We start from the raw sequence: 24,189 nt of genomic DNA, 5'->3' as shown, positions 1-24,189 counted from the left end.
CGGCAGCACCGAAAGGCTCCGCACCATGGTCGGCACGTCCCCGTCGTTCACCGAAGCCCTCGCCGCGGGGCCACTCGTCTTGGACGGCGGGCTGTCCAATCAACTGGAGTCCGCCGGGCACGACCTCAGCGATGCGCTGTGGTCGGCCCGGCTGCTCGCCGAGGACCCGGAGGCGCTCGTACGGGCCCATCTGGCGTACTACGAGGCGGGGGCGCAGGTCGCGATCACCGCCGGCTATCAGGCGACGTTCGAGGGTTTTGCGCGGCGCGGCATCGGGGCCGGGCGGGCCGCCGAGCTGATCGGGCGGAGCGTGGAGCTGGCCCGCGAGGCGGCGGGGCGGGCGCGGGCGGGCGGGATCGCCGGGCCGCTGTATGTCGCCGCGTCGGCGGGTCCGTACGGGGCGATGCTGGCGGACGGCTCGGAATACCGCGGCCGCTACGGCCTGTCGGTGGCGGAGCTGGAGCGTTTCCACCGGCCGCGGCTGGAGGTGCTGGCCGCGGCGCGGCCGGATGTGCTGGCGCTGGAGACGGTGCCGGACGCCGAGGAGGCCCGTGCGCTGCTGCGGGCGGTGCGCGGGCTGGGCGTTCCGGCGTATCTGTCGTACAGCGTGGCGGGCGACCGCACCCGGGCCGGACAGCCGCTGGCGGAGGCGTTCGCACCGGCCGCGGAGGCGGACGAGGTGGTCGCGGTGGGGGTGAACTGCTGCGCGCCGGAGGATGCGGACCGGGCGGTGGAGCTCGCGGCGCGCGTCACCGGCAAGCCGGTGGTGGTCTATCCCAACAGCGGGGAGAGCTGGGACGCCAAGGCTCGGGCGTGGTGCGGCAGCCCGGCCTTCGATGCCGACCGGGTCGCCGGATGGGCCGCGGCGGGCGCCCGGCTCATCGGCGGCTGCTGCCGGGTCGGCCCGGACGTCATCGCCGAGGTGGCGGCCTGCCTCGGCCGCTGAGCGGACGACCGGAAGGAGGACCTCCGGCCGGTTCGGCGTGTACGCGGGTTGAAGGCGTTACACAGACGCAACCGACGCGGCGGTGTCAGCACCCCTGACCAGTGGCAGGATGCGGGCCAACTTGCAGCACGCACGGCTTGGTTGATCTTCATCCCGCCTTGGAGGACCGGTGTCCGCTCGCTCCGCGTTGCCTGTCATAGCCGCCGCCGCGGCCATCGCCGTCCTGGCGGGGTGCACCAGCACCGCATCCGACGGGAAGAAGGGTTCCGGCGGCCTGGAGCTGGTCTCCTCCGGAACGCTCAAGACCTGCACCCACCTTCCGTACGCACCGTTCCAGGTGAAGAAGGACGGCAAGGTCGTCGGGTTCGATGTGGATCTGGTGGACCTGGTCGCCAAGGCCCTGGGCGTCAAGCAGGAGATCGTCAATACGCCGTTCGAAGGCATCGAGACCGGCGAGGACTTCACCGTCCGCAAATGCGATCTGGCCGCGGCCGGCATGACGATCACGCCCGAGCGCGACAAGGTGATGGATTTCTCCGACCCCTATTTCAATGCCACCCAGGCGCTGTTGACGAAGCAGGGCAAGCCCTACAAGAAGGTCGAGGACCTGAAGGGCAAGAAGCTCGGATACCAGAAGGCGACCACCGGCGGGATCTACGCGAAGAAGCACGGCAAGGGCGTGGAGTTGGTGGAGTTCGAGGACCTGGGGCTGCTCCTGACCGCCGTGAAGTCCGGGCAGGTCGATGCCGGCATCAATGACAACGGTGTGCTCTTCGACTATGTGAAGCAGAACGCGGACACCAAGGTCACCGCGGAGTTCAACACCGGTGAGCACTACGGCATCGGCGTGCGCACCGGAAATGACGCACTGCGCAAGAAGATCAACGAAGTGCTGAAAGAGGCGAAATCCGACGGGAGTTACGACCGCATCTACAAGAAGTGGTTCGGCGCCACTCCGCAGAGCTGAGGCCGGTCCCCATGCCGCTCTCCAAACGACGGCGCGCGCGGATCGTCCGCGGCGTGCAGTACGGCGTGCTGGTCGCCGCCGTGGTGGCGCTCGCGCTGGTCGCCGACTGGCACCAGCTGCGGATGGCGTTCTTCGACGTCGAGATCGCCAAGGCGCTGTTCCCCGACGTCATCACCACGGCACTGGCCAATACCGTCCGCTACACCCTGCTCGGCTTCGGCTTCGGCCTTGCACTCGGTCTGATACTGGCACTGATGCGGCTGTCGTCGGTGCCGCCATATCGCTGGATCGCCATCTCCTACATCGAGTTCTTCCGCGGCATTCCGGCGCTGCTGGTGTTCATCGCGCTGGGCTTCGGTGTGCCGCTGGCATTCCAGGTCGCGCTCGATATGAACGTCACGGTGATGCTCTCGCTCGGCCTGGTGGGCGCCGCGTACATGGCGGAGACCATCCGGGCCGGAATTCAGGCCGTGCCCAAGGGCCAGATGGAGGCGGCACGTTCACTGGGAATGTCGCACGGCCGGGCCATGGTCTCGATCGTCATTCCGCAGGCGTTCCGCATCGTCCTGCCGCCGCTGACCAATGAATTGATCCTGCTGACCAAGGATTCCTCGCTGGTCTATCTGCTGGGACTCTCGTTGGGCCAGTTCGAGCTGGCCAACTTCGGCCGGGACGCCCTCAACGAGCACAAGAGTCTGACCCCGATCCTGATCGCCGGGCTGCTCTACCTCGTGATCACCCTCCCGCTCGGCCAGCTGGTCCGGCGGCTGGAAGCGCGTACGGCAAAGGCCAGGTGACCTGCATGGAGACGGACGGGACCGCGGCGGCCCCCGAGGACGCGAAGGCCATCGAGGACGCGAAGGCCATCGACGTACAGGGCCTGCACAAGTCGTTCGGCGAACTGGAAGTGCTGCGCGGCATCGACTTCTCGGTGGCGCGCGGCGAAGTGGTGTGCGTCATCGGGCCCTCCGGGTCCGGCAAATCGACCCTGCTGCGCTGCGTGAATCTGCTGGAGGAGCCCAGTGCGGGCCGGATCACGGTGGCCGGTGCCGAGGTCACCGATCCGGATGTGGACATCGATCTGGTCCGGCGCCGGATCGGCATGGTCTTCCAGGCCTTTCATCTCTTTCCGCATCTGACCGCGCTGGAGAATCTGACGATCGCGCAGCGACGGGTGCTGCGCCGCGACCGGACCGAGGCGGAGCGGATCGCCCGCGCCAACCTCGAACGGGTCGGGCTGAGCGAGAAGGCGGCGGCCCATCCGGCGCAGCTGTCGGGCGGCCAGCAGCAGCGAGTGGCGATCGCCCGTGCGCTGTCGATGGACCCGGAGCTGATGCTCTTCGACGAGCCGACCTCGGCGCTGGATCCGGAGCTGGTCGGCGATGTGCTGGCGGTGATGCGCTCGCTGGCCCGGGACGGTATGACGATGCTGGTCGTCACCCATGAGATGAGCTTTGCGCGGGAGGTGGCCGACCGGGTGGTCTTCATGGACGGCGGGGTGATCGTCGAGGAGGGCACTCCGGAACAGGTGGTGGGCGCACCGCGGCACGAGCGGACCAGAACGTTTCTGGCGCGGGTGCTGGATCCGGCAGCGGTGACGGAGGTGGGCGAGGCGGCGGACGGCGGGGACGCGGACAAGCGCATCGCCCGCTGAGGGGCGGCGGTCCGGTCGCCGGCGGCATGACGACGGCCCTGACGCGTGCGACGGTCAGGGCCGTGTCGTGGACGGCGAGGGCCGTGGTGACCGGGCGCCGGTGCTCGTTCCCGTTCCGGCCGCCCGGCTCAGGAAAGCGGTTTGGTGAGCTTCTTGGTGTTGGTGCGGTTCCCCGTCAGGCTGCAGCTGACGGTCTTGATGCCGAGCTTGTAGCCGTTCGTGTTGGGGAACTGCACGAGGGTGCCCTCGGCGGTACCGGCCGACTGCCGGCGCGCCTTGCTCTCCAGGTCGCTCTTGCAGAGCTCGGACGCCTTCGTCTGGATCTCCTCGTCGGTCTTGTAGCCGGAGCCGGGAAGACGGTGGAGGGTGACGACCTCGGCGTCGTGCGGGCCGTTGCAGGAGGCCGGCGTGTTGTTGCCACCGCCCGCCTTCGATGCGTTGAAGCAGTCGCCCACCTTCATCTGGAAGAAGGGGAGCAAGCTGCTGGAGGGCGTCGGCGTCGCGCTCTCCGATTCCTCCTCGGTCGGCGTCGACGAGGGTTCGTCGGACGGCGTGGCGGAGGGGGACGCGGAGGGTGCGGCGCTGGAGTTGGTGGGCTCGGCGCGGTTCTTGTTGTTGTCGTCGCCGCTGTTCATCACGACGAAGGTGATGACGGCGGCCACCACCAGAGCGCCGCCGCCGATGATCGCCGCGATCAGCTTGCCGTTGCCGCCCCCGCTCGGCGGCGGGCCGGGCGGCTGCTGCCAGCCACCGGGACCGGCCGGGCCGCCGGGACCGTAGCCACCGCCCGCGGGCGGCCCGTAGCCACCAGGAGGCTGGTTGCCGGCGGGCGGCCCGTAACCGCCCTGGCCGTAACCGCCCTGACCGTAGCCACCACCGGCGGGTGGCCCGAAGCCACCCGGGTTGTCGTTCGGTGGCTGATTCGACGGAGGCGGAGGAAAACTCATGGAAGAAATGATCGCTTCTTTACGGGGCTTTGGGCGACACGGTGACCAACCTGGAACATTCCGCGGCTGAAACATCCGGTCGATGGGCACATCTGCCGACATCCGGCACATCACCCTACGGCCCGGAGGCGACCCCGTGTTCACCGACCTGCCCTTGGACGAGCTGCGCACCTATCGCCCACCACTGCCCGAACCCCCCGGTTTCGACGAATTCTGGCGGCGCACGCTCAAGGAGGCGCGCCGCCACGACCTGGACGCCCGCTTCACCGAGGTGGACGCGGGGCTCGCCCTGCTGCGCACCTACGACGTGGAGTTCTCCGGCTTCGGCGGGCACCGCATCCGCGGCTGGTTCCTGCTCCCCCGGGACGCCGCGGGTCCGCTGCCGTGCGTCGTGGCGTATCTCGGCTACGGCGGCGGCCGGCTGATGCCGCACGACTGGCTGCTGTGGCCGTCCGCCGGATACGCGACGCTGGTCATGGACGCCCGCGGGCAGAGCGGCCCCAACCGCCCCGGCAGTACGCCCGATCCGGTCGCCGCCACCCACCCCGGCGTACCCGGCAAACTGACCCAGGGGCTGCTGGACCCCGACGACTACTACTACCGGCGGCTGTTCACCGATGCGGTACGGGCCGTGGAGGCGGCGCGCGGGCACGAAGCGGTGGACGCCGACCGGATCGTGGTCTCCGGGGGCAGCCAGGGCGGCGGCACCGCCCTCGCGGTGGCGGGGCTGGTGCCCGGCCTGGCGGGCGCGCTGATCGACGTGCCGTTCCTGGCGCACATCCGGCGCGCGCTCGACATCACGGACGCCGGCCCCTACGGCGAGCTCGCCCGCTACTTCGCGGGGGAGCGCGGGCACATCGAAACCGCCCTGCGCACCCTGGACCACTTCGACGGCCTGAACTTCGCGGTCCGGGCCGGCGCCCCGGCGCTCTTCGGCACGGCGCTGCGCGATGAGGTCGTGCCGCCGTCCACGGGCTTCGCCGCCTACCACCACTACGCGGGCGAGAAGGAGCTCAAGGTGTGGCGGTTCAACGGACATGAGGGCGGCGGCGGGGAGCAGCGCGTCGCGGAGGTGGCGTTCGTCCGCGAGCTGTTCGGCTGAGCCGCCCGCTTCCGCGCGCTCAGGCGGCGCCGAGCAGATGGTCGAGGGCCAGCTGGTCCAAATGCTCGAAGGCCATGCCCCGCTCGGCCGCCGCCGCGGCGTCGAAGGTCTCGTAGGCGCTGCGGTCCGCCAGCAGCCCGGCCAGGCCGTCCTCGGCGGTGGGCCGGGACAGCTGGTCGAGGCGGGCCGCGCGCAGCGCGTCCTGTACGGCGGGGTCGGCGCGGAAGGCCGCCGCACGCTCCTTGAGGATCAGGTAATTGCGCATACAGCCGGCCGCCGAGGACCAGACGCCGTCCAGGTCCTCGGTGCGCGGCGGCTTGAAGTCGAAGTGCCGCGGCCCGTCGTAGCCGCCCGTCTCGAGGAGATCGACGAGCCAGAAGGCGGAGCGCAGATCTCCCGCGCCGAAGCGCAGGTCCTGGTCGTACTTGATCCCGCTCTGGCCGTTGAGGTCGATGTGGAAGAGCTTGCCCGCCCACAGCGCCTGGGCGATGCCGTGCGGGAAGTTGAGCCCGGCCATCTGCTCGTGGCCCACCTCCGGGTTGACGCCGTAGAGCTCGGGGCGCGCCAGGCGCTCGATGAAGGCCAGGGCGTGGCCGACGGTGGGCAGCAGGATGTCGCCGCGCGGCTCGTTGGGCTTGGGCTCGATGGCGAACCGCAGGTCGTAGCCCTGCTCCAGGACGTACTGGCCGAGCAGGTCGAACGCCTCCTTCATCCGGTCCAGCGCGGCCCGCACATCCTTGGCGGCGCCCGACTCCGCGCCCTCGCGCCCGCCCCACGCCACATAGGTGCGCGCGCCCAGCTCGGCCGCGAGGTCGATATTGCGGAGCGCCTTGCGCAGGGCGTAGCGGCGGATGTCGCGGTCGTTGGCGGTGAAGGCGCCGTCCTTGAAGACGGGGTGGGTGAAGAGGTTGGTGGTGGCCATCGGAACGACCAGGCCGGTGGCGTCCAGGGCCTTGGTGAAGCGCTTCACCGCTGCCTCGCGCTCGGTGTCGTCGCAGCCGAAGGGGATCAGATCGTCGTCGTGGAAGGTGACGCCGTACGCGCCCAGCTCGGCGAGCCGGTGCACCGATTCGACGGGGTCCAGGGCGCGGCGGGTGGCGTCCCCGAAGGGGTCGCGGCCCTGCCAGCCGACGGTCCACAGGCCGAAACTGAACTTGTCCTCGGGCACGGGGCGGTAGCTCATCGCGACTCCCTCGGTCATTTCGTCAGGGGGCTTTACAAATTCCGCCGCGGCCAAACTAATATGCGGCAGCACACCGGGGAAGCCCCTGGGGCCGGGGGGCCTGGAACCAAGCCGCTGAGGGAGAGTGCACGATGGGCGCACAGTCGGCCGGACCGCTCGTCGTCGGAGTGGACAGCTCCACCCAGTCCACCAAGACGCTGGTCGTGGACGCGGAGACCGGGGTGGTCGTCGCCCGTGGCCATGCCCCGCACACCGTCAGCGGCGGCGCCGGGAAGGAGACCGACCCGGGCCAGTGGTGGCGGGCACTGGGCGAGGCGCTGCGGCAGTGCGGCGACGCGGCGCGGCAGGCCTCCGCGCTGTCCGTCGGCGGCCAGCAGCACGGCCTGGTGGCGCTGGACGCGGCCGGGGAACCGGTGCGTCCGGCGATCCTGTGGAACGACGTACGGCCCGCGCCGCAAAGCGAGCGGCTGATCGAGGAGTTGGGCGGCGCGAAGGCCTGGGCGGACCGGGTCGGCAGCGTGCCGGGGCCGGCCTTCACCGTCGCCAAATGGGCCTGGCTACGGGCGAACGAGCCCGCGGCGGCGGCCGCCACGGCCGCGGTACGGCTGCCGCACGACTACCTCACCCAGCGGCTGACCGGGCAAGGCGTCACCGACCGCGGGGACGCCTCCGGGACCGGCTGGTGGGCCTCGGCCACCGAGTCGTACGACGCGCAGATCCTGGAACACATCGGCCTGTCCTCCGATGCGCTGCCCCGGGTGGCCTCGCCCGGCGAGGCGGCCGGGACGGTCCGCGCCGACGACCTGCCGCTGCCGCACGGCGCGCTGGTGGCGGCCGGTACCGGCGACAACATGGCGGCGGCACTGGGCCTGGGCCTGCGCCCCGGACAGCCGGTGCTGAGCCTGGGCACCTCCGGGACGGTCTACGCGGTCTCCACGCACCGGCCCACCGACCCGACCGGCACCGTCGCGGGCTTCGCCGACGCGCGCGGCGACTGGCTGCCGCTCGCCTGCACCCTGAACTGCACACTGGCCGTGGACCGGATCGCCGCGCTGCTCGGCCGCGACCGGGAGGCCGTCGAGGCCGGTGGCGGCGCCACGCTGCTGCCCTTCCTGGACGGCGAACGCACGCCCAACCTGCCGGCCGCCTCGGGCCTGCTGCACGGGCTGCGGCACGACACCACGGCGGGCCAGGTGCTCCAAGCCGCGTACGACGGCGCCGTGTTCACCCTGCTGCGGGCCCTGGACCGGGTGCTGGACGCGGACGCCGCGCCGGACGCGCCGCTGCTGCTCATCGGCGGCGGCGCGAAGGGCCAGGCATGGCGGGAGACCGTACGGCGGCTGTCCGGCCGGCCCGTGGTGGTACCGGAGGCGCAGGAGCTGGTGGCCCTCGGCGCTGCGGCCCAGGCGGCCGGGCTCCTGCTGGGCGAGGACCCGGCGGCGGTGGCCCGGCGCTGGGGCACGGCCCGCGGCGCGACGTACGAGGCCCGGGAGCGGGACGAGGCGGCGCTGGAGCGGCTGACGAACACGCTGGCGGGCGGGGAGGGCCTGCTCCGGGGCTGAGGACCGAACCCGCGCCCCGCCCTCCCCCGGCCCCTTCCCCCGATCCCCCCTGATTCACCCCCGATTCATCCCCGATCCGACCTCGACCCGCCCCTGATCCGACCCTGATCCGTCCCCGAGGAGCCCTTTCGTGCCCACCCCCGACACCCAGCGCGCCCTGCGCCGCCGCAACCTCTCCCGGGTGCTGCGGGCCGTGGCCGAGGCGGGGACGATGTCCCGGGCAGGGGTCGCGGCGCGGATCGGGCTGACGCGGGCGGGGGTCGCACCGCTGGTGGACGAGCTGTTGCGGCTGGGACTGCTGGTCGAGGCGGGGCGGGCGGCACCCAGCGGGCGGGGCAGGCCGGGGAGTGAACTGGCGGTCAGCGACGGCGGTCCGGCGGGGATCGGGGCCGAGATAGGCGTCGACCATCTGGCCGTGTGCGCGGTGGATCTGCGCGGCACGGTCCGGGCCCGGGTGGCCACCGACTCGGCCAACCGGCACAGCGAACCCGGGCCCGTGCTCCGGCGGCTGTCCGCGCTGCTGGCGGAGGTGACGGCGGAGATCGCCGCCGAGGGACTACGGCCGGCCGGGCTGACGGTCGCGGTACCCGGCCTGGTGGCCCGCGGTTCGGCGACCGTCGTGCACGCACCCAACCTCGGCTGGCGGGCGGCGGATCTCGCCCCGGGGCTGGCCGCCGCGCTCGCCCCCGCACCCGCCGCGACAGCGGCGTACGAGGCCCCCGTGCCGCTCACCGTCGACAACGAGGCCAACCTCGGCGCGCTGGCCGAACTCCGGCTCGGCGGCGCCGGCGGACCCGCGGCGCCGGCGGACTTCGTGCATGTCTCGGCGGAGGCCGGGATCGGCGCCGCGATCGTCATGGACGGGCAACTCCTGCGCGGTGTCCGGGGTTTCGCGGGTGAGCTGGGGCATGTGCCGGTGTATCCGGACGGCCGTCCGTGCGGCTGCGGGGGCCGGGGCTGCCTTGAGCAGTACGCCGGGGAGGCGGCCGTACTGCGCGCGGGCGGGCTCACGCCGGAGCAGGCGGCGGCCCGGCAACCGGGGCCCGGGGCCCGTATGGCGCTGCTCGCGCGCCGGGCCGCCGACGGGGACACGGCCACCATAGGGGCGCTGCACGAGGCGGGGGCCGCGCTGGGCATCGCGCTCGCCGGGGCGGTGAATCTGCTCGACCCCCGGGCGGTGATCCTCGGCGGCGCGCTGGCGGGGCTCGCACCTTGGGTCCTGCCGTCCCTGGAGCGAGAGTTGGCGCTGCGGACGGCCATCGCCCCGGCCTCCGCGCGACCCGACGAATGCCTGGTGGCGGTGTCCCGGCTGGGCGCGGACGGGCCGCTGCTCGGTGCGGCGTATGCGGCATTGCGGACCGTTCTGGAGGATCCGGTCAGTGCCGGTGCCCCGACACACTCTCCCCAGTACTGAATCGGCTAAACCTTTCCATGGAAAGAGATTTCCATGCCACCCATTCGAGCGATTGTGCTGATTAAAACAGGGCGACTATCGTCGGTTGCGTGAGCGGCCGAAGAGACGAACTCCCATGAATAGGGGCTCCGTTCCGGCTGCACCGCGTCCTTCCAGAGATAGGCGGACTTGTGACGATTGCCGACGAGACCTCAATCGGAAGCGCCGAGGATTCCCCGCATTCAAGCCTGAGTACCACCGCTGCGCGGAATTTGGCCACCACCACCAAAACCACTCCGCAGATGCAGGGAATCAGTTCCCGCTGGCTGCTGCGGCTGTTGCCGTGGGTGCAGGTCTCCGGTGGTACGTATAGGGTCAACCGCCGGCTGTCGCACACCGTCGGCGACGGGCGTATCGACTTCGATGTTTCCGGTACGGACGTCGCAATCATCCCGGACGAGTTGCGTGAGCTGCCCGCCCTCCGGGATTTCGGTGATACCGAGGTGCTGGCCGCGCTGGGGGAACGCTTCACGCAGCGGGAATACGCCCCTGGCGAGGTGATTGCCGAGGCCGGCGAGCCCGGGGACCGGCTGGTATTGATCGTGCACGGCCGGGTGGACCGCATCGGCACCGGCAAGTACGGCCACGCCACCGTGCTGGCCGCGCTGGCCGGCGGCGACCACCTCGGCGACGCGTCGCTCCTCAGCGACGATGTGACCTGGGAGGTCAGCTATCGCGCGGTGACCCGGGTGACGGTCCTGACGTTGACCCGCCAGGCCGCGCTGGAGATCGCCGAACGCTCCCCCGCCCTGCGGGAACATCTCGCGACGGCCGGCCAGGGCCCGGTACTGCCCACGAACGCCAGCGGGGAATCGGCGGTCTCCATCGCCTCCGGGCATCACGGTGAACCGACCCTGCCGGACACCTTCGTCGACTACGACCTGGCGCCGCGGGAATACGAACTCAGCGTCGCGCAGACGGTGCTGCGCACCCACACCCGGGTCGGCGACCTCTACAACGACCCGATGAACCAGGTCGAGAAGCAGCTCAAGCTGACCGTCCAGGCACTGCGCGAGCGCCAGGAACACGAGATGGTCAACAACCGCGAGTTCGGGCTGCTGCACAACGCCGATCTCCGACAGCGCATCCACACCCGCAGCGGCCCGCCCACCCCCGACGACATGGATGAACTCCTCACGACGGTCTGGAAGGACCCGACCTTTCTCCTCGCGCACCCCAAAGCGATCGCCGCGTTCGCCCGCGAGTGCACCGCCAAGGGGCTGTATCCGACGGCGGTGGATTTCATGGGGCATTCGCTGCCGTCCTGGCGCGGCGTACCGATCTTCCCGTGCAACAAGATTCCGGTGACAAAAGAAGGCACGAGTTCCATTCTGCTGATGCGCACCGGCGAGGAGAAGCAGGGCGTCGTCGGCCTGCACCGCACCGGAATTCCCGATGAATACGAGCCGAGCCTCTCGGTCCGCTTTATGGGAATCGACGACCGGGCCGTCATCAACTACCTGGTCAGCGCTTACTACTCCACGGCCGTTCTCGTGCCGGATGCGCTGGGTGTCCTCGACGACGTGGAAATCGGTCACTGAATCCCGCCACCGCGGCGCGCACCGCCGTACTCCGCCAGCCAGGCGCTCCCCGTATTCAGCAGCACTCGGCAGTACTCACAGCACCGACCAGAACAGGTGAGCTTTCTCCATGACCACATCCGTGGATCCGACCTCCGGCTCGCAGGCGTCCGACATCGAACAGAACCGTTCCAGCCTGGACACCTCCGCCGCGCGCAAGCTGGCGACCACGACCAAGACCGTGCCGCAGATGCAGGGGATCTCCTCCCGCTGGCTGCTGCGCATCCTGCCCTGGACCCAGGTCTCCGGCGGTACGTACCGCGTCAACCGTCGTCTCACCCACACGCTCGGCGACGGCCGGGTCGAGTTCGTCACGACCGGCGCCGAGGTCCGGGTCATCCCCGCCGAGCTCCGGGAGATGGCGCCGCTGCGCGGCTACACGGACACCTCGACGCTCGAGGCGCTGGCCGGCCGTTTCACCCAGCACGAGTTCGCGCCCGGCGATGTGCTCGCCCAGCAGGACCAGCCGGCGGACCGCATCATCCTGATCGCCCACGGCAAGCTCGACAAGCTCGGCACCGGCAAGTACGGCGATGAAACGGTCCTGGGGACGCTGGCCGACGGTGACCACCTCGGTGCGGCGGCGCTGCTGTCGGCGGAAGCGGAGTGGGAGCACACCGTGCGGGCGGTCACGCGGGTGACCGCTCTGACGCTGTCCCGCGCCGAGTACGAAGAGGTGCTGGGCCGGTCGGAGTCGCTGCGCGAGCATGTCGAGGACTTCCGGGCCGCGCTGGTGCCGGCGCAGAACAAGCACGGTGAGGCGGCCATCGAGGTGGCCGCGGGCCATGTCGGCGAGCCCTCCCTGCCCGGCACGTTCGCCGACTACGACCGGGCGCCGCGGGAGTACGAGCTCAGCGTCGCGCAGACCGTACTCAAGATCCACTCGCGGGTCGCGGACCTCTACAACGACCCGATGAACCAGCTGGACCAGCAGCTGCGGCTGACCGTGGAGGCGCTGCGGGAGCGCCAGGAACACGAGATGATCAACAACCGCGAGTTCGGGCTGCTGCACAACGCCGATCTCAAGCAGCGCATCCACACCCGCAATGGCGCGCCCACCCCGGACGACCTGGACGAGCTGATCTCGCGGCGCCGCAAGACCCAGGTGCTGCTGGCTCACCCGCGCACCATCGCGGCGATCGGGCGGGAATGGAACGCCCGGGGCATCTATCCGACGGGGGCGGAGATCGAGGGCACCGCGGTCCGGGCCTGGCGGGGGATTCCGCTGCTGCCGTGCAACAAGATCCCGGTGAACCCGGACCAGACCAGCTCGATCCTCGCGATGCGGCTCGGCGAGGAGAATCAGGGTGTGGTGGGCCTGCACCAGACCGGCATTCCGGACGAGTACCAGCCGGGACTGTCGGTGCGCTTCATGGGCATCAATGAGCAGGCCGTCATCAAATACCTGGTCAGCACCTACTACTCGGCGGCGGTGCTGGTGCCGGATGCGCTCGGCATCCTGGAGAACGTAGAGATCGGTCACTGACCGGCGACCGACCGGCGGCCGATGTCACCCGGGTGCCGCGCCCCCGTCCCTGCGTCAGGGCCGGGGGCGCGGCACCCGGGTGACGTCCGATCAGGTGTCTGCCATTTTCTGACCTGCGGGGTTCCGTCTTTGGTCGAGCCCATTGGCGAAATGGCCATTCCCTTGGCAGGGCGAGCGCTGTTGCGCATGATGAACGCATCGCATGTGCGTGACATGTACGCGACCACCTCTCGGTCCCTTGTCAGGAGTTCACATGGAGCCCGACCGCCATCACCCGGCCCGCAGACGTCTGCTCACCGGCGCCGCCGCGATCGCCGCGGCCACCGCCCTCGGCCCGCTCACCGCGGCCACCGCACGCGCGACCCCGCCCCCCGACGGCCCGACCGGTGACATCGACACCGACGAAATCCCCGAGATGGCCGACGCCACGGATGTCGGTGACGTCGGAGATGTCGGCGACGTGGGCGACATCGCCGCTACCGCCGACTACCCCTCCGTCCACTGGACTCCGGCCGCCCCCTCCAACTACACCGCCGCCGACCGTCCTCGTCAGTACTCGATCGAAAGGGTCGTGGTGCATGTGACGCAGGAGACGTTCGACGACACCATCAGGCTCTTCCAGGACCCGGCCCACAAGGCGGCCGCGCACTTCGTCGTACGGTCCCGCGACGGCTATATCGCCCAGTGCGTCCGCGAGAAGGACGTCGCCTGGCATGCCGGGAACTGGGACTACAACACCCACACCATCGGCATCGAACACGAGGGGTGGATCGACGACCCCAAGTGGTTCACCGACGTGCTCTACGCGCGGTCGGCCCTGCTGACCGCCGCGGTGTGCGACCGCTTCGGGATCCCCAAGGACCGCGAGCACATCATCGGCCATGTCGAGGTCCCCGGAACCGACCACACCGACCCGGGGCAGTACTGGGACTGGGCACGCTATATGGAGCTGGTCGCCTCGGCGAACCGCTGACCGGCGGCGTCGGACCGCGCGGGCCGGTCCGCGCGGTCGGACGACACGACGGACATACCACCGGTGTGCAGATTATCGACACCTGCGAGTCATAGTGAGCGTCGTCGGCACCTGAGACATTTGGCATGACGTCAGGGGGGCTCGTGACACAGCGATTCGGTCGTGTTCGCATAGTACTCACGGCGCTGGTGGCCTGCGCCGCGCTGGCCGGAGGCGGAGTGGCCGGCGGGGCGCAGGCCGCCGCGGCGGGCGACTCCCTCCGCCAGGTGGCCGAGGTGCCGGTGGCGCCCGGTGTGGCGTACGGGGAATTCCGGACGACGGTGCCGCGCGGCACCGCCCACGGACATCTGCTGACAGTCGATCTGGACGATCCCCGGGTGACGGTGGATCTGCTGTATCCGGGCGCGGTGGGCGCGCGCTCGCCGGTCTCCGAACTGGCCGACGCGCGGGCCGCGGTGGGGGCCGTCAACGGCGACTTCTTCAATATCACCGAGAGCCAGCACCCGGGGGTGGAACCGACGGGCGCCTCGGTCGGGCCGGCCATCTCGTCCGGGCGGCGGCTGAAGGGCGCGGTGCCCGACGGGCAGCGGTTCGGGCCGGCCATGCCGCCCGGGGCGACCACCGAGGACGTCCTCGGCATCGGGTACGACCACCGCGCACGGCTGGACCGGCTTTCGCTGCGCGGCACGGTGTGGACCCCCGACGGTCCCCTGCCGCTGCGCGGGCTCAACCAGTACGCACTGCCGGTGGACGGCATCGGCGCCTACACCGAGCTGTGGGGCCCGGCCTCCCGGCTGCGTGCCACCTGCGGTACGGACACGGACCGGGCGGCGCCGTGCAGCGCGGAGACCGCGGAGGTGACGGTCCGGGGCGGCCGGGTGGCGGAGCTGGCCGACCGGCCGGGCGCGGGCGGGGTCGCCCCGGGGAGCGTGGTTCTGGTGGGGCGGGAGGAAGGGGCGCGGCAGCTGCGCAACCTGCAGCTGGGCGATCCGGTGCGCATCAGCCACCGCCTGATCGGGCGGGGGCCGGTGCCGCTGCGGTTCGCGGTCGGCGGTTTCCCGATCGTGCGCGATGCGCAGCCGGTCGACGGGCTGGACGCGAGCGCCCCGGCGGTGCGTACCGCGGCGGGCATCGGCGACGGCGGCCGGGTGCTGTATCTGATGTCGCTGGACGGGACGCCCGGGGAGGCCGGGATGACGGTGCGTGAGCTGGGTGAGCTGATGAGCCGGCTGGGGGCGCGGGATGCGGTCGATCTGGACGGCGGCGGGTCCTCGACGCTGGTCACCCGCGACCCCTTCAGCCGGGATGTGACCGTACGCAATCATCCTTCGGGCGGAGCGGAGCGGCCGGTGCCGAACGCGGTCGGGGTGTTCAGTTTCGGATGATGCGCACCGTGCAGATCATGCGCATCGTGCCGATCATGCGGATGGTTCGGAGCATCCGGACGAGGGCGTAGCCCTTGCCGCGGTGGACGGCGCCCATGATCAGTGGGCACCCATGATCAGTGGGGCACGACGGCGGCTGGGCCGTCCACCGCGCCGACGATGCCGGTGACGCTGCCGAGCCGGACCCGGGGATGACCCGGGAGAGCGGGGCGGCGGCCGAGCCGCCGGCCGGCCCCGGAGCGGCGAGGATCGGGTTCCGGTGGGCGGCGGCCGCCGTCAGGGACGTACGCTGCTCACCACGTCGGCCGCGCCGGCGAGTCCCTGGTGGATGTCGGGGGCGAGGCTGCTGCTCGCCAGGTAGAAGCCGAGCAGGGCGCACACCAGGGCATGCGAGAACTTGAGCTTTCCGCTGCGCAGAAAGATGACGGTCAAGATCACCAGCAGTAGGACGACCGAAATGGAAATTGCCATGGTGCACCTCCTCGACCGCCGCCCGAACGGACGGCAATGAGTGGCCAGTTTGGCGTATTTCGGGGTATGTCCGGTTCGCGGCCCGGTGCGCCAATCGAGTGATCACTGCATGTCACCGGCGCGCGGCGGGCGCCCCTCGGCGGCCCGTCCCCCACACGCACCCCTTGCGGCGTGATGCGCATCACGTCACTCCGGGCAACGGTGCGGCCCCCCTGACCGTCTTAGCGGCAGACATCCCCGCCGCGCCCGCGCCCTCCACGAAAGCCCCGCCCATGTGCCAGCCCCCTCCTTCTCGCCGTGCCCGGTCGCGCCGGTCACCCCGGGGTGCGCTCGTACCGGTGTCGCCGATCGGTATCGGTGCGCTCGGCGGGCGTGGGTCGCGCAGCGGACCGGCGGGCGCGGGGCAGGCGGCGAAGGCGGGGCCGGAGGGGCGCGCGGGACCGGGACGGCGGGGCCGGGGGCCTCGGTGTGGCGGCGAGTCCGGGACGGGCGGCCGACCGGCCACGGATGGGCCACCGGATCGTTCGTACGGGGGAGAGCCGGCACGGCCGGCGGACCGGAGACAGGATGGCCGAGCAACCGCACAGCAGCTGAACCTTTTCCCAGCCCAAAAAGCCTAATCTGACGGAATGAGCACCGTGCAGGACCAGGATCAACTTTCGGCGTGGCAGCGCTTCCGGCGCCGTGTGCCCAACGGCTTCGCCATCACCTTCAGCGTGCTGGGGCTCTTCTGCGCCCTGACAGCACTGATCGGGCCCTTGCGGCGCGGACTCGAGCCGGTCATCTACTGGCTGGACACGCTCACCATCCCGGTGGCGCCGAACTTCGCATACGCCGCGTTCCTCTTCCTGCTCGGCGCGGCGCTGGCCGCCCGCAAACGCGTGGCGCTGTGGTTCCTGGTCGCGTATCTGGTGCTGGTCACCCTGACCTATGCGCTGTTCCTGGCCGCGGGCTACTGGGAGTTCGCGGTCTCCGTGGTGCTGTGCACGGGCGCGCTGGTGTTGCTGATCCTCGCGCACCGCGAGTTCTACGCGATCACCCGCCGCGGGGCGTTCCTGCGGGCCATCGGGGTGCTGGCCGGCGGGCTGGTGGCGGCGATCCTGATCGGCTGGGGGCTGGTCTCGCTGTTCCCCGGCACCCTGCCGGCCGGCGGCGGCAACCGCCTGCTGTGGACCGCCAACCGCGTCTGCGGCGGGCTGGTCACCGGCTACCACTTCGACGGGCATCCGCCGCACTGGCTCATCTCGGTGCTGGGCCTGCTGGGTGCGCTCGCGCTGCTGAACGCCGCCGCCGCACTCTTCCGTTCGCAGCGGATGGAGGCCGCGCTGCACGGCGACGAGGAGGCCCGTATCCGGGCGCTGCTCGCCCGCTACGGCAGCCAGGACTCACTGGGGTACTTCGCCACCCGGCGGGACAAGGCCGTGGTCTTCTCCCCCAGCGGCAAGGCCGCCGTCACCTACCGCGTGGAGACCGGCGTCTGCCTGGCCAGCGGCGACCCGGTCGGCGACCGGGAGGCCTGGGGTCCGGCCATCGAGGCCTGGCTGGACGTCGCCGTGCGCTACGGCTGGCAGCCCGCCGTGATGGGCGCGAGCGAGGACGGCGCCAAGGCCTTCGCGCGCGCCGGGCTGGGTGCGCTGCAGCTGGGCGACGAGGCGATCCTGCACGTCAAGGACTTCGATCTGGACGGCCGCGAGATGCGGGTGACGCGGCAGGCTGTCAACCGCGTGGAGCGCACCGGCGCCACCTTCCGGCTGCGTCGGCACTCGGCGCTCTCCGACGAGGAGATGCAGGAGGTCATCCACCGGGCGGACGCCTGGCGCGACACCGAGACCGAGCGCGGCTTCTCGATGGCGCTGGACCGGCTCGGCGACGAGGCCGACGGGGACTGCCTGCTGGCGGAGGCGTTCGACGGCGACGGCAAGATGATGGCGCTGCTGTCCTTCGTCCCCTGGGGCACGGACGGCATCTCGCTGGATGTCATGCGCCGCGACCGCTCCGCGCCGAACGGCGTCATGGAGTACATGGTCGCCCAGCTGTGCGCCCAGTCCGGGCAGCTCGGGGTGCGCCGGATCTCGCTGAACTTCGCGGTCTTCCGGTCGGCCTTCGAGGAGGGCGGCCGGATCGGTGCGGGCCCGGTGCTGAAGTTCTGGCGCAAGCTGCTGCTGTTCTTCTCCAAGTGGTGGCAGCTGGAGGCCCTCTACCGTTCCAACGCCAAGTACAACCCCGAGTGGTACCCGCGGTTCCTGTGCTACGCGGACGCCGGCGCGCTGGCCAGGATCGGGCTCGCGTCCGGTATCGCCGAGGGCTTCGTGGCCGTACCGAGCCTGGGCAAGCTGTGGGGCAAGGGGCAGAAGAAGCGGCTGCTGGCGCCGGCGAGCACCGCGGGGCTGCCGTCGCTGCACGAGCTCGGCCTGGTGCACACCCCGGCCACCGAAGAGGAGCAGCGCGCGCAGGAGCTGGCCGCGCTGCCCGAGCAGGTGCGGGTACGCCATCACAAGCTGGAGCGGCTGCGCGAGGCCGGCACCGATCCGTATCCGGTGGGCGTGGAGCGGACCCACACGCTCCGCGAGGTACGGGACGAGTATCCGGACCTGGAGGCCGGGACGCGTACCGGCAAGGTGGTCAGCGTCGCGGGGCGGGTGCTGCTCACCCGTGACCACGGCGGGGTGCTGTTCGCGGTGCTGCGGGACTGGTCGGGCGATCTGCAGATCGCGCTGACCCGGGACGGCAGCGGCAAGGAGCTGCTGGAGCGCTTCGGCTCGGACATCGACCTGGGTGACCATGTCGAGGCCGAGGGCGAGGTCGGCGCGAGCGACCGCGGTGAGCTGACGGTGTTCGTGACGCAGTGGCGGCTGACCGCCAAGTGCCTGAGGCCGCTGCCGGACAAGCGCCGCGGGCTGTCCGACCCGGAGGCCAAGGTCCGCCAGCGGTATGTGGATCTGGTCGTGTCGACGGATGCACGGGACAATCTGCGGGCGCGCAGCACGGCCGTGCAGGCGCTGCGTCAGGGGCTGATCGACCGCGGCTACCTCGAGGTCGAGACGCCGATGCTGCAGCAGATCCACGGCGGCGCCAATGCCCGCCCGTTCCACACCCACATCAACGCCTACGACCTCGATCTGTATCTGCGGATCGCGCCGGAGCTGTATCTCAAGCGGCTGTGCGTGGGCGGTATGGAGAAGGTCTTCGAGATGGGGCGGACGTTCCGTAACGAGGGCATCTCCTACAAGCACAACCCCGAGTTCACGATGCTGGAGGCGTACCAGGCGTTCGCCGACTACGACGTGATGCTGGATCTCACCCGGGAGCTGATCCAGGGGGCGGCGATCGCCGCGTTCGGCAGCGCCACGGCCCGTAAGGCGGATGCGAACGGCCGGCTGGTCGAGCACGACATCTCGGGGCTCTGGCCGGTCAAGACCGTCTACGGCGCGATCTCGGAGGCGCTCGGCGAGGAGGTCGACGCGGACACCGGACCGGATGTGCTGCGGCGGCTGTGTCTGCGCGCGGCGGTGCCGGTGAAGCCGGAGATGGGGCGCGGCGACATCGTGCTGGAGATGTACGAGCGGCTGGTGGAGGAGAAGACCCAGCTCCCCACGTTCTACAAGGACTTCCCCACCGATGTCTCCCCGCTGACCCGACAGCACCGGCGCGACCCGCGGCTCGCCGAGCGCTGGGACCTGGTCGCGTTCGGCACCGAACTGGGCACCGCCTACTCGGAGCTGACCGACCCGGTGGAGCAGCGGCGGCGGCTCACCGCGCAGTCGCTGCTGGCGGCGGGCGGCAACCCCGAGGCGATGGAGCTGGACGAGGACTTCCTGCAGGCTCTGGAGTATGCGATGCCGCCGACGGGTGGTCTGGGCATCGGCGTGGACCGGCTGGTGATGTTCCTGACCGGGCTGTCGATCCGCGAGACGCTGCCGTTCCCGCTGGTGCGGCGCCGCTGAGGGCCTGGGGGGCGGTCCCTAGGGGGCGGTCGAACACATCCCGTAGGGGATGCGAGCGCCCCCTGCGGGCCCACAACGTGGCGGGCTCGGGTGGTATTCCCGTGGCTCGCCGCGTGATCGGCAGGATAGCGGCTCGTGAGCGGCGGGACGACGGCTCGTGATCGGCAGGACGACGGCTCGTGATCGGCAAGACGACAGCTAGCTAGATCACGGGGATGTTCGCCGCCCGGGCCCCGTCGATCGCCCTGCGCAGGCGTGGCAGGTATGCGGAGTCGGCGTCGGCGATGTCCACGATGGCTCGTTGGAGGTCCATCACGAGGAGGGCGCTGCTCATGTCGTCTCCAAGAGCGAAGTCGGTTCGGCGTCGATACCGGCCGGCCGGATTCTGATCTTCGGATCCTATGCAACCTCGGTCACAGTCGTGTTCCGCCCGTCGGGCTGGACGGGACGGGCACAGGCACTCAGCCGGCAGCTCGTGCGATACGTGGTGGACGGCGCCGCCCGGCACGGCCTGGTGGAGAGCCTCGCCAACCGGCACATCACCGAACGCAGCTCAGCTTGCTCCGGCCAAGGATCCACGTGACCGGCCAGGGCACGCCCGTGCGCCACGCTCAGGCCGCCGTGGCGAGTCCCCGGGCCGGCTGTGTCTGCTCGTAGGCGTAGCCGACCCGCAGGAGGGTGGGCTCGTCGAGGGGACGGCCGAGCAGCTGCATGCCGATCGGCATGCCGACCGAGTCGTGGCCGACCGGAACGGTCAGGGCCGGCACCCCGGTGATGTTGGCAGGGGCGGAGAGGCGCACGTAGGCGTCGGAGACGCCCTCGACCGTGCCGTCGGGCCAGGTGACCGTCTCCTCGTCGGCGCCGACAGCGGTCATCGGGACGCTCGGGGCGGCGATCACGTCGACCTCCTCCAGCATGCGGGCCCACTCGGCGCGCATGAGCGTGCGGGCGCGTTGCGCGCGTACGTAGTCCCCGGCGCTCATCAACTCGCTTGCCTCCAGGAGGATGCGGACGTCCTCCTGGTACAGCTCGGGGACCGCGCGCAGGCTGCTCTCGTGGTAGGCCCCCGCCTCCGGCACCATCAGGCCCCACTGGGTGGCCTGGATGTAGCGGGTCATCGGGATGTCCACCTCGACGAGCCGTGCGCCCAGGGTTTCCAGCTGCCCGATGGCGTGCCGGACCGCGGTCTCCACACGAGGGTCGACGTTGTCGAAGTAGTAGGTGCGCGGCAGGCCGATGCGCAGCCCCGTCAGGTCCGTGCCGGCACCGGGCCGGTAGTCCGTGGCGGGCACGGGCAGCGAGGCGGGGTCTCGCGGGTCGTGTCCGGCCAGCGCGGTCAGGATCAGGGCGGCGTCCTCGACGGTGCGGGTGATCGGACCGACGTGGTCCAGCGACCAGGACAGGGAGATGACGCCGTGGCGGGGGACGAGACCGTAGGTCGGTTTGAGGCCGACCACCCCGTTGAGAGCGGCGGGCACCCGGATCGACCCGCCGGTGTCGGTGCCCAGGGCGAAGGTCGCGGTGCCCGACGCGACGGCGACCGCGGAGCCGCCGCTGGAACCGCCGGCGACCCGGCCGTGGTCCCAGGCGTTGCGGGTCTGCGGAGTGGTCAGGCCGAAGGCGAATTCGTGGGTGTGGGTCTTGCCGAGCAGGACCGCGCCGGCCGCGCTCAGACGCGCGGCGACCGTGCTGTCCGCCGTCGCGCGGTGGCCGGCGCGTACCCGGGAGCTGGCCGTGGTGGCCATCCCGCCGACGTCGATCAGGTCCTTGAGTCCCATCGGGATGCCGTGCAGGGGTCCCCGGTATCGGCCGTGCGCCGCTTCGTGTTCGGCCTCGCTCGCCGCCCGGCGTGCCTGCTCCGCGGTGACCGTGACGTAGGCGCCGAGGTGCGGTTCCACTTTCTCGATGCGACCGAGGACGGAGTCGACCAGTTCGACGGGGGAGAGTTGCCGGGCACGGATCGCGTCCGCGGCGGCCGCGAGGGACAGCTCATACGGCTGCATCGTGCGGCTCCTGTCCGGCGCGGTAGGCAGCGGCGGGTGGGACGTCCGCGAAGTCCAGCTCGCGCAGGACCGCGACGACGCCGTGGATGTGGGTGGCGACGGCGGCCACCGCGGCGTGGCGTTCGGCGGGCAGCACAAGCCCGGCGCGGGCGGCCCAGCGGGCGGCCTCCGGCGGTGTGAGTTCGACGGTGGTCATGGACCTTCTCTTCCTCGGTCGGGAGTGGAGCGGCGGAGTACCCGAAGGCGCTAAAGGCCAAGGATTGGCGTCAGGCGACCTGCAGGTGCCATGACTGCTCGGTGGTGCGGCTGTTCTGTGGCGCGGCTGTTCAGTGGCGCGCGCGTGGGCCACCGAACACCGCCGGGCGCGGGACACCGGCCGCGTGGTCAGGCAGCGGTGGCCGGGATCTCGCCGCCGTGCTCGGCGAGCAGCCGGTAGCGGCCTTGCTCCCGGCGGACGCTGCCGGCCGTGGGCCGCGGGAAGTGCGTGCCCAGGAGCAGCGCGTCGGTGTCCGCCACGCCGTCGAGCAGCCGGGCGCGGGTGCGGATCGCCTGGGAGGGGTCAATGTCGACGCAGCTGTGCACGTGGGGGTGGGACAGCTGCACGGGGTGGTGGATGCTGTCGCCGGTGATCAGCGCCCGCCGGTCGCTGCCGCGCAGTTCGACGGCGACCTGCCCGGGGGTGTGGCCCGGGGCGGGGATCAGGAGGACACCCGGCGCCACCTCGTGCCCCTGCTCGGGCACGTCCACGAGGTCGTACTGTCCGGCGTCGCGGACGGGACGGACGGAGTCGCGGAACATCTGGGTGCGGGCCTCATCCAGGTCGGTGGCGGCCCAGTGGTCCCATTCGGTGCGGCTGGTGACGTAGCGGGCGTTGGGGAAGGCGGGGACCCAGTCCTCGCCGACGAGGCGGGTGTTCCAGCCGACGTGGTCGGTGTGCAGGTGCGTGGTGATCACCAGGTCCACGGACTCGGGCGGGAAGCCGGCCGCCGCCAGCCGCTCCAGGAAGTCGGTGTCGAGACCGTTCCAGGCCGGGTTGGCACGGGTCTTGCCGTTGCCGATGCCGGTGTCCACGACGATCCGCAGTCCGCCGGCCTCCACCGCGAAGCTGTGGCTCGCCAGCCGCGGGACCTCGGCGTCGGCGAAATCGGGGCGCAGCCACGACGCCTCGTCCAGCACCTCCCTGGTGGCGTCCGGCAGCAGCCACGGTCCGGTCTGTCGAGGCAGTTCGATCTCGTCGACGCGGCGCACGACGATATCGCCGAGGCGCCATCCCGTGCTGGTGGCGGGGGTGGCCTGACGGGGGGTGGCGGGGTTCATCGGCAGGGCCCTTTCGGCGGCGCTGGGCGGTGCGGGCGGGATGACGTGCTGTGGAAAGGACAGGCCCGGTCAGGTCGTGTGCGGCTGTGGCGTGGCGCGGACCCTTAAGGCGATTGCTTTGCTTTAAGCACTCTAGATCGACAGAACCCTAAACGCAAACCCTTAGCTTTTATGTGCCTGAAGGGGACCCGGCGCGACCGAGCGCCGCCGCCACCAAGCGGCCGACGTACGCCTGGGACAGCTCCGAGGGGCGGAACAGGATCCGATACATCAGCGGGGCGACCACGACGTCCAGCAGCGTCTCCAAGTCCGGCACGGCCTCCCCGCGCCCGGCTGCGCGTACGCCGATGGCCTTCAACTGCTCGGCGGCGTAGTCGGAGCAGCGCACCGCGCCGCCCTGCCCTGGGTCGCCCAGCAGGGCGTCGCGGAGGTACGTGCGACCCGGCGTCGAGGACATTTCTTCGGCGAATTGCACGGTCCACGCCTCCAGGTCGGCTCGCAGGCCGCCGTGGTCGGCCGGCGGGGCATCCGGGCGCAGCCGCTCGACGGCCACGTCGGACAACAATTCCCGCAGGTCCCCCCAGCGGCGGTAGACGGTGGACGGCGTGACCCCCGCACGGGCCGCGATCAGCGGCACGGTCAGCGCTCCCCGCCCCACCTCCGCCTCAAGATCACGGACCGCCTGGTGTACGGACTGCTGGACGCGGGCGCTGCGCCCGCCGGGGCGTGTGGTCGCTCGGGCACTCATGGGGACAGCCTAATGCGAAGAAATTGCGTCTGCCGAAACGGTCGGCCGGAAGCGAAGTGGCCCTCGCACACCGTCGGCCGTGGCACGCGGTCCAATCCCTCGGTGGGTCGCCTGTTCCGCCCGATGCCCTGCCGCACTTGGGGAACGACACATCGTCGATTACCCACACCTGCGGACTGATCGCCTTGCACAGCCTGTCGGCAATCCGTCGCCTGACCGGCAGCGGATCCCAGGGCGACTGATTCACGAACTGCTGCAGGGCTTGCATATTCCCGTCCGGCAGCCGATCGGCCATCGGCTGGATCGACTTACGCCGCCCGTCCAGCATCAGGCCCCGCAGATAGCACCCGCCCCAGCCGCGCTGATCCCGGCGCGGCAACGAAGCGAACACGTCGGCAACGAACTCCGGCAACTCACCCCGGAGCCGTTCCACCTCCCCAAGCCTCATACCGACACCATCCCGCTGAC

At 71.1% G+C, this 24,189-nt stretch carries 19 protein-coding genes and 2 pseudogenes; 12 read left to right on the top strand and 9 right to left on the bottom strand.

The genetic code is table 11. The features are described 5' to 3' along the window. The first annotated feature begins 25 nt into the window (after positions 1–25). The 4 genes from mmuM to AC5677_RS33855 all read left to right on the top strand — a co-directional run bounded on the left by mmuM (position 26) and on the right by AC5677_RS33855 (position 3,567). Entirely contained in the window at positions 26–946 is a 921-nt protein-coding gene (gene mmuM / locus AC5677_RS33870; RefSeq protein ID WP_497191698.1) for a homocysteine S-methyltransferase, read from the top strand. A gap of 169 nt (positions 947–1,115) precedes the next feature. Next, a complete protein-coding gene (locus AC5677_RS33865) occupies positions 1,116–1,913 on the top strand; it encodes an ABC transporter substrate-binding protein (RefSeq protein WP_497191697.1) in 798 nt (265 codons plus the stop codon). 11 nt (positions 1,914–1,924) lie between these two features. Further along, positions 1,925–2,710: an amino acid ABC transporter permease gene (locus AC5677_RS33860; protein ID WP_497191696.1), complete on the top strand. Its 786-nt coding sequence runs from the start codon at positions 1,925–1,927 to the stop codon at positions 2,708–2,710. Positions 2,711–2,715: 5 nt separating this feature from the next. Next, positions 2,716–3,567 (top strand): amino acid ABC transporter ATP-binding protein, encoded by an 852-nt coding sequence (locus AC5677_RS33855; protein WP_497191695.1) that lies wholly within the window; start codon positions 2,716–2,718, stop codon positions 3,565–3,567. 128 nt (positions 3,568–3,695) lie between these two features. Here the strand turns inward: AC5677_RS33855 and AC5677_RS33850 are convergent, their stop codons facing one another. Then, positions 3,696–4,514, bottom strand: a complete 819-nt coding sequence (locus AC5677_RS33850) for a septum formation family protein (RefSeq protein WP_497191694.1) — start codon at positions 4,512–4,514, stop codon at positions 3,696–3,698. Positions 4,515–4,650: 136 nt separating this feature from the next. Here AC5677_RS33850 and AC5677_RS33845 point away from each other — a divergent pair, with 136 nt between their 5' ends. Next, complete coding sequence (locus AC5677_RS33845) at positions 4,651–5,616, top strand: acetylxylan esterase (protein ID WP_497196856.1); 966 nt, start codon at positions 4,651–4,653, stop codon at positions 5,614–5,616. Positions 5,617–5,635: 19 nt separating this feature from the next. Here AC5677_RS33845 and xylA read toward each other — a convergent pair whose 3' ends face one another. Beyond that, entirely contained in the window at positions 5,636–6,799 is a 1,164-nt protein-coding gene (gene xylA / locus AC5677_RS33840; protein ID WP_497191693.1) for a xylose isomerase, read from the bottom strand. A 131-nt stretch (positions 6,800–6,930) separates the two neighbouring features. Between xylA and xylB the strand changes: the two genes are divergently transcribed. The 6 genes from xylB (at position 6,931) to AC5677_RS33810 (ending at position 15,238) form a co-directional block, all read left to right on the top strand. Continuing rightward, on the top strand, positions 6,931–8,361 hold the full coding sequence (gene xylB, locus AC5677_RS33835; RefSeq protein ID WP_497191692.1) for a xylulokinase: 1,431 nt from the start codon (positions 6,931–6,933) through the stop codon (positions 8,359–8,361). Between the two features lie 130 nt (positions 8,362–8,491). Further along, a complete protein-coding gene (locus AC5677_RS33830; RefSeq protein ID WP_497191691.1) occupies positions 8,492–9,775 on the top strand; it encodes an ROK family protein in 1,284 nt (427 codons plus the stop codon). A gap of 170 nt (positions 9,776–9,945) precedes the next feature. Further along, positions 9,946–11,355 carry a family 2B encapsulin nanocompartment shell protein gene (locus tag AC5677_RS33825; RefSeq protein ID WP_497191690.1) on the top strand — a complete coding sequence of 470 codons (1,410 nt, stop codon included), beginning with the start codon at positions 9,946–9,948 and terminating at the stop codon, positions 11,353–11,355. Positions 11,356–11,464: 109 nt separating this feature from the next. Further along, a complete protein-coding gene (locus tag AC5677_RS33820; protein ID WP_497191689.1) occupies positions 11,465–12,880 on the top strand; it encodes a family 2B encapsulin nanocompartment shell protein in 1,416 nt (471 codons plus the stop codon). A 415-nt stretch (positions 12,881–13,295) separates the two neighbouring features. Then, a complete protein-coding gene (locus AC5677_RS33815) occupies positions 13,296–13,853 on the top strand; it encodes an N-acetylmuramoyl-L-alanine amidase (protein WP_497196855.1) in 558 nt (185 codons plus the stop codon). Positions 13,854–13,996: 143 nt separating this feature from the next. Beyond that, positions 13,997–15,238 (top strand): phosphodiester glycosidase family protein, encoded by a 1,242-nt coding sequence (locus AC5677_RS33810; RefSeq protein WP_497191688.1) that lies wholly within the window; start codon positions 13,997–13,999, stop codon positions 15,236–15,238. A gap of 276 nt (positions 15,239–15,514) precedes the next feature. Here the strand turns inward: AC5677_RS33810 and AC5677_RS33805 are convergent, their stop codons facing one another. Continuing rightward, positions 15,515–15,709: a hypothetical protein gene (locus AC5677_RS33805; RefSeq protein ID WP_361321389.1), complete on the bottom strand. Its 195-nt coding sequence runs from the start codon at positions 15,707–15,709 to the stop codon at positions 15,515–15,517. A 629-nt stretch (positions 15,710–16,338) separates the two neighbouring features. Between AC5677_RS33805 and lysX the strand changes: the two genes are divergently transcribed. Next, complete coding sequence (lysX, locus tag AC5677_RS33800; RefSeq protein ID WP_497191687.1) at positions 16,339–19,653, top strand: bifunctional lysylphosphatidylglycerol synthetase/lysine--tRNA ligase LysX; 3,315 nt, start codon at positions 16,339–16,341, stop codon at positions 19,651–19,653. Positions 19,654–19,858: 205 nt separating this feature from the next. Here lysX and AC5677_RS33795 read toward each other — a convergent pair. From AC5677_RS33795 to AC5677_RS33770, 6 genes and pseudogenes are all read right to left on the bottom strand, one after another. Next, a pseudogene (locus AC5677_RS33795) lies at positions 19,859–19,987 on the bottom strand (cysteine hydrolase); the annotation flags it as partial. Between the two features lie 277 nt (positions 19,988–20,264). After that, a complete protein-coding gene (locus AC5677_RS33790; protein ID WP_497191686.1) occupies positions 20,265–21,656 on the bottom strand; it encodes an amidase in 1,392 nt (463 codons plus the stop codon). Continuing rightward, positions 21,643–21,852: a hypothetical protein gene (locus AC5677_RS33785; RefSeq protein ID WP_497191685.1), complete on the bottom strand. Its 210-nt coding sequence runs from the start codon at positions 21,850–21,852 to the stop codon at positions 21,643–21,645. Before AC5677_RS33785 ends, AC5677_RS33790 begins: the two co-directional genes overlap by 14 nt. Before the next feature lie 188 nt (positions 21,853–22,040). Then, entirely contained in the window at positions 22,041–22,973 is a 933-nt protein-coding gene (locus tag AC5677_RS33780) for an MBL fold metallo-hydrolase (RefSeq protein ID WP_497191684.1), read from the bottom strand. Positions 22,974–23,142: 169 nt separating this feature from the next. Continuing rightward, positions 23,143–23,721: a TetR/AcrR family transcriptional regulator gene (locus AC5677_RS33775; RefSeq protein ID WP_497191683.1), complete on the bottom strand. Its 579-nt coding sequence runs from the start codon at positions 23,719–23,721 to the stop codon at positions 23,143–23,145. 109 nt (positions 23,722–23,830) lie between these two features. Next, positions 23,831–24,169: pseudogene (locus tag AC5677_RS33770) on the bottom strand (transposase); the annotation flags it as partial. Between the last annotated feature and the right edge of the window lie 20 nt (positions 24,170–24,189).

The sequence above is a fragment of the Streptomyces sp. JLSY215 genome (assembly GCF_059682825.1).
Note: the sequence above shows the minus strand (reverse complement) of the source record. Positions and strands in the feature narration are given on the sequence as shown.